Source organism: uncultured Mailhella sp., assembly GCF_944324615.1.
Lineage (GTDB): Bacteria > Desulfobacterota > Desulfovibrionia > Desulfovibrionales > Desulfovibrionaceae > Mailhella.
The window spans coordinates 1-9,715 of sequence record NZ_CALUWY010000085.1; the positions used below are offsets into that span (position 1 = coordinate 1).

Annotated in this window: 6 protein-coding genes and 1 CRISPR repeat array; all 6 genes read left to right on the top strand. The window is 61.9% G+C overall.

The window, feature by feature from the left end:
- Window positions 1-1,038 precede the first annotated feature (1,038 nt).
- Genes cmr1 through Q0K07_RS12150 form a run of 6 tightly spaced genes read left to right on the top strand, consistent with a single transcriptional unit; the run spans window position 1,039 to window position 8,638 of the window.
- On the top strand, window positions 1,039-2,283 hold the full coding sequence (cmr1, locus tag Q0K07_RS12125; protein WP_294559568.1) for a type III-B CRISPR module RAMP protein Cmr1: 1,245 nt from the start codon (window positions 1,039-1,041) through the stop codon (window positions 2,281-2,283).
- Entirely contained in the window at window positions 2,283-3,554 is a 1,272-nt protein-coding gene (locus Q0K07_RS12130) for an RAMP superfamily CRISPR-associated protein (protein WP_294559569.1), read from the top strand. The genes cmr1 and Q0K07_RS12130 overlap by 1 nt, the downstream gene beginning before the upstream one ends.
- Window positions 3,542-6,406 (top strand): hypothetical protein, encoded by a 2,865-nt coding sequence (locus Q0K07_RS12135; RefSeq protein ID WP_294559570.1) that lies wholly within the window; start codon window positions 3,542-3,544, stop codon window positions 6,404-6,406. Before Q0K07_RS12130 ends, Q0K07_RS12135 begins: the two co-directional genes overlap by 13 nt.
- Window positions 6,407-6,420: 14 nt before the next feature.
- Window positions 6,421-7,326, top strand: a complete 906-nt coding sequence (cmr4, locus tag Q0K07_RS12140) for a type III-B CRISPR module RAMP protein Cmr4 (protein ID WP_294559571.1) — start codon at window positions 6,421-6,423, stop codon at window positions 7,324-7,326.
- Window positions 7,326-7,757 (top strand): hypothetical protein, encoded by a 432-nt coding sequence (locus Q0K07_RS12145; RefSeq protein ID WP_294559572.1) that lies wholly within the window; start codon window positions 7,326-7,328, stop codon window positions 7,755-7,757. The genes cmr4 and Q0K07_RS12145 overlap by 1 nt, the downstream gene beginning before the upstream one ends.
- Window positions 7,754-8,638, top strand: a complete 885-nt coding sequence (locus Q0K07_RS12150) for a hypothetical protein (protein WP_294559573.1) — start codon at window positions 7,754-7,756, stop codon at window positions 8,636-8,638. The genes Q0K07_RS12145 and Q0K07_RS12150 overlap by 4 nt, the downstream gene beginning before the upstream one ends.
- A 64-nt stretch (window positions 8,639-8,702) precedes the next feature.
- A CRISPR array of direct repeats spans window positions 8,703-9,547; the repeat unit is 36 nt; unit sequence GTCACAACCACGGCCAGCCGTGAACACCCCTGTGGG.
- Window positions 9,548-9,715 lie beyond the last annotated feature (168 nt).

The following is a 9,715-nucleotide window of genomic DNA, read 5'->3' on the forward strand; positions in this document are numbered from 1 at the left end:
GGCAAAAAAAGGTGTATGTTCCGCACACGCCCTGCACGGCCGGAGAGCGTGGGGCACGATGCCGCCCCGGGGCAGGCGGGCGCGAGGAATGGCGACGCGGGCGGCCGCCCCTTCGTGTGTTTTCAGAGGGGGGGCAGGTATGGCAAAAAGCCGCCTCACAGGTCGAGGAGGAGCAGAATGCCGACGCCGGCCGCGGCGATCAGCAGCGCTGTTTGCATCGGCAGAAAGGAGAAGAGAAGCCCGACGGCGATGAAGAAAAGAATGTCCATACTGCCTCCGTGCAGAAGGTTCCAGGGATGCGCCCTTGCGGGCCGTGCCGTTTCCGCAAGGCATATACGGAATGTTGCGCCGTGTTTGGGAAGACGGCGTTTTTTTTTTGCGGCATCTGCCGGAAGAAAGCGCTTGTACGGAGCAGGCGCGTGGAAACGTGCGGCGTGAAAAGGCCCGGCATGAACAGCGGGGCGCGGGCGGCCGCCTTTGCGCGTGTTTTCAGAGGGGTGCAGGTATGGCGGGAAGCCCGGGCAGGAGCGGAGGGCCCGGCGCTTGGGCAAAGCGCAGGAGCCATGCGGAAGGGACAGGCACGCGGAACAAGCGCCCGGCAGACGTACCGGCAGGCGCAACAGCGGAACGGGAGCGAACACCGCCTGCCGGATGCCCCGGGCGCGGAAGCGCCCTTAACCCACACGACAAAGCCCGCCTCTTCTCAGCGAAGGGGCGGGCTTTTCTGTTCCCTTCGGGGCGGGGCCGGCCGTGAAGCCCCCTGTGGGGCTTGTCTTTTTTTATCCTTATATTTCAAACCGGAACATATATTTCGGGAAAAGCGTCCGGAAAGTGGATTTGCGATTCCGTAATAAGAAGCAAGGTGCTGCAGGAGTATCCGGCGTATGGTGTGCAACGATGAGGCTCTGCACAAGAGGCAGGCCGGTGATGGAGAATTTTTCTGTAGAATTGTTACCCGGCGCTCTTGGAAAAGGAGTGCCGTTCTGCTAAGAGAAGGGAAAATACTTGTTCCCGAAAGGCTTCAAACAAGGTGGGCACATGACAAAAACAGTGCGTTTTGAGCTGAAAACACTGCCGGGCTCCGGTATCTGGACCGGCGGTTCGGATCACACAACCATGACATCCATAAAAGGGAGTTCCCTGCTGGGGGGAATGCGCTTCTGGACGGAGGCGTTTCTGCGTTCCTTCGGGCATGAGGTGTGCGACTGTACACATGAAAAAAAGAAGGAAGTGTACGGTCAGAACAAGGACGTATGCGCGGCCTGCCATGTTGAAGCCGAGCACGCAGGGCAGGGTAAGCAGAACAAGGACGTATGCGCGGCCTGCCATGTGTTCGGATGTACGGGGCTGGCCCGGGCCTTTACCCTCCGCATAGAGCCGGAAGGGAATGTGCAGGGCGGGCAGAAGATCGAAAAGTGCGTCCCGATATTTGAGGCGGGAGGAAAGAGGTATTATTACTCACTTTCCCAGGGCTGGCGCGGGAGTCTTGCGCTTGCCCTTTCCTGCCGCAGGCCTCTTTCCTGGCCGCTTTCGCGCGAAAAGGGGGAAGTGTGCCTGCCGCCGGAAATGCTGCCCGCCGTGTTCCTCATGCTGGAATACGGAACGCTGGGCGCCCTTGACCAGTACGGCTGCGGCCTTGTGGGCATGACGAACCGCGAGGCGCTTTCGGCCGCAGTGAAGGAAGCCGCCCTCCCTGTGGATGGGCAGGCGAAGCCCGGCGCGGGGTTTGCCGACCTGAAGGATTTTTACTTCTTCAAGGGGAAGCTCGACGGGGCGGCGCTTCAGAAAAAAGTGCCGGGCGCGATAAGCATGAAGAAAGACGAAAACCAGAGAGTGCAGGGGCAGGCAGGAAACGCCTCCCGGGGGGAAGCCCTGCCCGGCAATTTCGCCCACATCGTCCGCCTGCGCCGCCTTCTGCGTGAGGCCATGCGCCCCTTGCGGGACGATGCGGCGCATAAGGAGCTGCGGCACTGGGTATGCGGCTATATGCCTCAGGGAAAGGGCGGCGGAGTGGCCGTGGGCAGTCATGTTTCCCTGGGCGTGACGGAGGGCGGGCAGCTCTACGGCTGGGGCTGGATGCCGGAAAAGGGCATTGAAGGAATTTCCGCTTCCGTCTGGCCCGGCATGAGGCAACAGGCTCTCGACAATCTGAAAAAGGCCCTCGGCAGCATATGCCCGAACCTGACGTGGAAGGAATTTCAGTCCGCGCGCGACGCCTCTTCGCCGAAGGAGTGGCGCGCGTATGTGGAAGCCATGCTCGAAACGCCGTGGAGGGAAGAATAATGGGAACGCCTTTGGAATTTCTTGCGGCGTTTGAGGACTGGGAAGAAGCCTGCCGGAGGGATCAGAAACGCATGGATACCCTCCCCGGGGACCTCAGAACGGGAAGCAGCACCTTTGAAAGCCGCACCGCCCACGCGGAACTTTTGAAGGTGCTCACCGCCTACGACGAGGTGGGGAATATTGCCAAGGACGGCGATGAACGAGCCTCCACAGGCGGCTTTCCCGGCCTGGTCGCCGGCAGGGAATGCGGTACGGGCGATGACCTGAAGGCGTGGAAGGACTGGCTTTTTCCCACTACGCCGGAAAACATGCGCCTTCTGCCGGACGGCTCCTGCCTTCTGGAAGTGGGCGTGACGCTGCAAAGCCCCTTCTTCAGCCGGGACGACAGGCCCTTCTACCCCACGGACAACGTGCTGCGGCGGCACCATGTGTTCCATACGCCCTGCCTTTCGGCCGCCGGGCTCAAAGGGCTTCTGCACTGGGCGTGGAGGATGAGCGGCGGGAGCGAAGAGGATGAGGCCCTGCTGTTCGGTGAAGCGGCAGACGGGGACGACGCCCTTTCCCGGCAGGGGCTTTTGTATCTGTGGCCCGTGTTCTGGCAGGGCAGAACGGATGTGGAGGTCATCAACCCGCAGAACCGCACCAGCGGGGCGGGTACGAAGCCCATCAAGTACGAGGTGGTGAAGGCCGGGGGAACGGGCAGCCTTTTCCTGCTGCTGCTCAACAGGGAAAACGCCGCCCCGCGCCTGATGGGGCCGCTGGTGGAGGCGCTCCTGCATCTTCTGGATCACGGCGGCCTTTCGGCCAAAAGTTCGGCGGGCTGGGGCCAGGCGGTCTTTACCGTCGGCCGCCTGTACATGAAGGGCGCGCCGAAGCAGGAAGAGCTTAAGGCGGCTCAGGCTGCCAGGGCTCCTGAGGATTCCAAGGTTGTTGCAGCCAGAGAGGCGTGGAAGGAACTTGTCGATGAGAAGGGCAACCTTCGGCCCTACAGCGAGCAGTTGTACAGCAAGAGTCGCTGCATGGCCGCGCTGGAGCTTACGAAAATAAAGTTCAACAATAAATTCAAGAACCGCGAGGCCTTCGTGGAGGCGGTGCGGCAGAAGTTCGAGGAGCGGAAGAAGGCCGGCGAAAGCCCGGCTCCCGCGCCTGCCCCTGCGTCCGCCCCTGCGCCGGAGGAGAAGGTAAAGTGGCAATATGAGTCTTCGTTGCGGAACAACTTTGAAAACGAAGTGAAAAAGCGCGTGAAGGAGATGGGCGCATGGCTGAAATGACGCAGGAAACATTGCGCCGCACCGTACTGCGTGCGGAAATCATGGCGCTTTTGCACGACGTGGGCAAGCTGAACGCGTATTTCGTAAGCGCGGGAACCGAGGGGAATAACTGTGCGGAATCTCTCGAACGGCTCGGCCTGCCCGTACCGCGGGACAAAAAGGGAGAAGTTCAGCTTCCTCTGAGCCCCGTGCATACGAAGGATTTTCTTATCCGCAATCTGGAAGGAGACGAGGCCCTTGCAGCTTTGCAGCAGAGGCTGTGCGAACCGCTGGGGGACTGGCTGGACGCCGTTCCCGGCAAGCCGCTGCAGGCGCTGGGCTCCCTGCTTGTGGGACATCATTCCGGGGATGATTTGGGTAATTGGGAATCTGTGTACCCATGGTGGAAGAGTCCGGTCGGCACTTCGGCGGATGAAAATTTTTCGTACTTCATGCCCCTTGTCATGTATGCCGACAATGCGGACTCGCTGTACACCAAGGGGTCGGAAAGCAGCACGGAAAACATGCAGGGCAGGGATATTTTCCTTACCTCGCCCTTCGGCCGGGAGGAAGCCCGCATCACTCTGCCATCGCTGCAGGAAGACGCGCATAACCTGCGCAAGGCCCTTGTGCAGGCGCTGGACGGCTGGAAGAGCTGGAGTGATGAGGAACTGCCCGGGAAGCGGGAAAAGGTGCGGAACCTTCTGCGCCTTTACGGCGGCCGCCACCTTGCGGAAACCCGCCTGCCCAACAACGACGTGAGCCTCTGGCAGCATTCCGCCTCCGTGGCGGGCATATTCAAGGCGCTTCTTGCGGGGTGCCTGCTTTCCGGCCGCTGGGAAGGGCTGCTGCGCCACAAACAGCTTGCCCATGTGAACCAGCGCCTTTCTCTTCTGGCCTTCCGCTGGGACGGCGACGCCTGCATGGCGCGCAGTATGCGCTCCTTTGAAATCGTGGGCAGAACCCTGCGCATGGAGAAGGTGGCGGATGCGCTGAAGAACGCGGTGGAAACGGAATACTGCCTCGGCAACGAACTGTACCGCGACAGATCCGGCATCTGCTTTCTTGTGCCGGATCTGGCCCTTGCCGGAGAAAGCGGGCTGTACGCGCACATGCTCGAAGATCTGTACGCGCGCATGGAAGAGCTCGGCAACCGCATCACGGACGGGGAACTTTCGTGGAGCGTTCACGGCTGCGACGTGGGCTTGCAGCTCGGCGATTTTCTTTCCTTCTGGCGGGATGCCGGCCCGGCGCTTCGCAGCGGCCCTGCGGAACCTGCGTGGCGGAAACAGTGGCAGAGCGAGGGCAGAACGCAGGTCTGTCCGCGCTGCGGCGTCCATGCGCTGAAGTTTGACGGCAACCGTTCCGGCGGCAGCGCCGACAAGGCCTGTAAAGCCTGCCTGGACGTGGCGGAGGAAGGGAGAAAGTATCTGGACCGCATGGGCGCGAACCTTTCGGGAGCAAAGAGCGGCGCCTTCCTTACCTTCATGCAGGCCGACGAGGAAGGCGCGGCGGATACGGGCGCGCGCGTGGCCCTCATTCAGGGCGTGTTTTCTCTGGAAGCGCTGCGCGGCGAGGGGGAAGCAGGCTGGGCGCACCTTCTCACCCCTCCCGGGGGGAAGAACTGGGGCGAAGCCTTTCGCGATGCGCGTGAGGCCTGGCGGAAGCTTTCCCCCCTACAGGGGAAGGAGGACGATCTGCGCAAAGAGTTCGCCTCCCTGCTCGGCATGGATGCGAGGATGTTTGCAAAGAAGGACAAGGACGGCTGGTGTTCCGATGAGGCCGTGGGCCTCGATCTGAAGTCCAGAATTGAAGACATCGTGCGGCGCATGGTGTTCGGGGGCACCTTGCCGGAAAAGGAGGAAGACATCGTTTCCGGCATACTGCTGTGGGGTGCGCGTGAGCACCCGGCCCCCTCGCGCCTCGCCCGGGTGTGGGAAGAGCTTTGCGCCTTCACGGCATGGGCCTCCGGCCTCGGCAGTACGGACATGGACGAGGCCGACTGGCTGCGCCTGCCCCTCACGCAGGACGTGACGAGCTTCCAGTTCATTGTGCCCGCAAGGGACGCATGGCGTGTGCTGCGCGACATTCAGGCGCGCTATGCCGAACGCTTCGGCAAGGTGCGGCATATTCTGCCGCTGCACCTTTCGGCGGGCGTGTTCCGGCGCAAGGCCCCGCTGTACATTGCCATGGACGCGGCAAGGCGTTTCCGCACACTGGCGGAAAAGCTGGGGCCGGAAGTGTGGGAAATCCGTTCCGTGGAGCGGCGCGAAGGAGTGATCCGCCTTGTCTGGCGCACGGCAGGGGGGCGGCAGGCCGTGTGGAATGTGCCGCGCCTTCTGTCCAACAAAGATGCGAGCGGTTCCTTAAGGGAAGACGTGTACCGCACCTGGTACTACAGGGAAGGGGAGACCTTCCCCGTGCATCTTTCCGAACTTTCCCCGGGAATGCGCTGCCGTGTGTGGCCTTCCAGCTTTGATTTCGAGGTGCTCGATGCCTCGGTGCGCCGTTACGACATACGCTACGGCAGGCAGGGGGAAGGCCGCCCCCATTACATGATGCGCCGCCTGGGGCCGCGCCCCTATCCGCTGGAAGTGCTGGAAACCTGGGGCCCGTGGCTCGATGAGGGCGGGCGCTTCAAGGCTTCGGAAGAGGGGAGGTGCCAGCGCAAGAACGCGCTGGAACTTCTGGCCGGGCTGCACCTGAACTGGGGCGCCTGGGAAGACGCACGCGACGAATCTTCCGCTTCGCACGGCATGGCGCGCGACATTCTCGCCGTGACCATGGCCGACGACGCGGAGGCGCTTCTGCCCTTCGCCGTGGACGGTTCGTTCTTCGATATGTGTGAATGGTCGGATTTCATCACCAAATAGGAAAGGAAGACAGTATGAGTATTCGTTTTGCCGTAACGCTTGATCCGCTGCATATCGGCGCGGGAGGTTACCGCCTGGGCCGTGTGGATAACACCATCGTCCGCGACGCGGGCAGCGGCCTGCCCAAGGTTCCCGGTTCCAGCCTTGCAGGTGTGGCGCGTTCCTATCTGGTGCAGGTTCTGGAAGGGGAGGAGAGAAAAAAGGCCATGGCCTGCGTTTCTTCTTCCGGGGCGGACAAGGGCAACTGCGGCAGGTGCATGGCCTGCCGCCTGTTCGGCTATGCCGCCACCGGCGAGAGGGCGAAGAGCCATATCGGTCTGTTCCGCTTTTACGACGGGAACATCATCGCCTTCCCGGTAAGCACCATTGCCGGGCCGGTGTGGGTGACCTCTCCCGCCGCTCTGGCGCAGGTTCTGCCGGAAAAGGACGTGCCCGTACTGAACGAGGACACCCTGCTGGTGGACTGGAACCTGGCGGGGAAAAAGCTCAACGCAGGCTGGCTGTACCTGGATGCGAAGAGCGCGGGCGATGCGCTGAAACCCTTGCGCGACATGCTCGGCGAAGAGGTGTCGAAGCGCTTTTCCCGCCTGGCGCTGGCCCCGGACCGGCTGTTTGCCGAACTTGTGAACAGCAATCTTGAAGTGCGCACCTCGGTGAGCATCGACCCGCTCACCGGTGCGGCGGCGCAGGGCAAGCTTTTCACCTACGAGGCCATTCCTTCGGCCACGCTTCTCGCCTTTGAGGTGGGGCTGGATGAGGCGCGCTGCCGCACGGCGGCTACGGCCGACGCCGAGGCCCCCGTGAACACGGCTGAGGCGTACGAGCTGCTCGACAAGGCCCTTTCCCTGTGCGGCGTGCTGGGCATGGGCGGTATGTGCACGCGCGGTTTCGGCCGCGTAAGGTTCCTGGGAGGCAAGTGATGGCCGCGTTCAATCTTGAGCCTGTGTGTGCGCGTTACGGCATGGACCTGGTGACCTTGTACAAAGACGAAAAGACAGGTCTTGACGACAGGGAAAACATCGTGACCAAGGCCCTGGACGTGCTGGTGGAAAACGGCGTGTACGCCATGACGGTGTTTCTTTTGACATGCAACAAGGACAAGTTCGGCCTGCATGTGCTGAAGAGCCTGGCTTCGCTGCTTGCCGATGACAAGGTGAATCTGATCTCGAAAAAAGACGTGCCCCCGGGGATGGGCAGGGAAGGCATGCTCGAACTTCTCACGGCCATGCGCCGCCTGACGGAAGACATGGAAACGCTTTTCATGGCCCGCCGTGTGCTGGAAGGGGCGCTCACCTTTGCCCGCTATCACTGCAAGGCGCTCAGCCGTCTGAAAAAGGAGGAAGGAAAATGAGCTGGAGCTGCTTCAGGGTTCGCTTCCGCCTGCGCTCCGACATGCACTGCGGTTCTCTGGTGCTGGGCTTTGTGGCGCGCGCCTTCCCCTTTGTGCCGCAGCATCTGCCCCTGTACGCCCTTGTGCCCGCAGCCGTGGCGGCCCTGGGCCTGCCCGACAGGCGCGACTCGTACAAGAAGGTGGAAAAGCTCGTGCTGAACGCCGTGCGCGCCACGCCCTTTTTCGTGCTTTACGGCGACAGGGGCGGGGAAAGGCCGCTCTTTCCCTGGGTGGAGGACGACCGTGCCGTGCTGGAGGCCGACTTCATGGGTTCCCGCTACGGCGTGGGGCTGGATGACGCCACCCGCTCCGCCGAAGAGGGCAGGCTCTTTGAAACGGAAGTGCTGCTTGCCCATGCCCGGGGAAGCATGGCCTCCACAAGGATGGAAGGCTATGTATGGCTGCGCCCCGCAGAAGAGGAGGGCGTTTCTCTCGATGCCGCGGGCATGGCCTGCGGGGACAGGCGCGTATCGTGGCCGGAGCTTTTCGCTTCCCTTTCCCTCGGCGGCGACCGTACCCGCAGCCTGGGGCGGCTCTGGCCCGATGTGGAAATGGAGGAAGCCGCCACCCTGTGGGGCGGCATGACCATGCAGCCGGACGGCCCCTGGCCGCGCCTGCTGGTGAAGGGTGGGGAATCCTGCCCCGTGGCGCTGGAGGCCGTGAACCTTGAGGGGAGCGGTTCCCCCTACACGGTGCTGACGGGCCGCCGCATAGGCGAAAACGGCGGCTACGGCATGGACAGGGGCACGGTGGCCCGCGACATGGGCTGGGCGCCCCGTGAGGACATGCTGGTGGAACTTTGCGCAGAGCGCTTCGCGCGGCGCTGCGGCAACGAAGCATAGCGCGGAAACGTATCCCGCATCATGACAAAGCCCGCCTCTTCTCAGCGAAGAGGCGGGCTTTTCTGTACCTTTGAGGGTCGGCCGTGAAGCCCTGTGTGGGTGGAATTATCTTTATAATGCGGCTTTGGAAAGGTCACAACCACGGCCGACCGTGAAGCCCCCTGTGGGAACAGCACCATGTCTTTCGGTGCAGAAGTGGAGTCACAACCACGGCCGACCGTGAAGCCCCCTGTGGGCCTGCGGCATGTTCGACCCTGACCTGCATGAGTCACAACCACGGCCGACCGTGAAGCCCCCTGTGGGAAGGACACTGAGCAGATTGCCCGTGAAGTCAAGTCACAACCACGGCCGACCGTGAAGCCCCCTGTGGGCGCACTTCCGCGCTATAAAGTTGGCGAAGAAGTCACAACCACGGCCGGCCGTGAACACCCCTGTGGGCATTTTGTGGCAGATTGCCTATGTGGTCGTGTCACAACCACGGCCAGCCGTGAACACCCCTGTGGGAAATGTCTCAGCTATTGTATGGTCTGAAAGGTCACAACCACGGCCAGCCGTGAACACCCCTGTGGGTGGTGGGCTGAAAGGCGCCAGTCTGTCTATCAGTCACAACCACGGCCAGCCGTGAACACCCCTGTGGGTTGAAACCGAAGTTCTTCGCATTGTGGATAAGTCACAACCACGGCCAGCCGTGAACACCCCTGTGGGTTAATAAATTTTATCTCTATGCTCCACTTTTTGTCACAACCACGGCCAGCCGTGAACACCCCTGTGGGCCTAGTAAGCTGTTGACGGCTGGTATTCCTAGTCACAACCACGGCCAGCCGTGAACACCCCTGTGGGTATGACTAGAACCTAATCCAGTATTTGGAAGTAGTCACAACCACGGCCAGCCGTGAACACCCCTGTGGGGCTTGTCTTTTTTTATCCTTATATTTCAGGCGTTGCAAGCATGGTTTTTGGGGGAGGGGGGTAAAAACGGGGCAAAAACGGGCCGTTTTTCACCCCCCCCTGCAAAGGCGTATGGGGCGTAAAATTTAATGCTGTTATTCCGCCATGTTGCAAAAGGGGCATATCCGG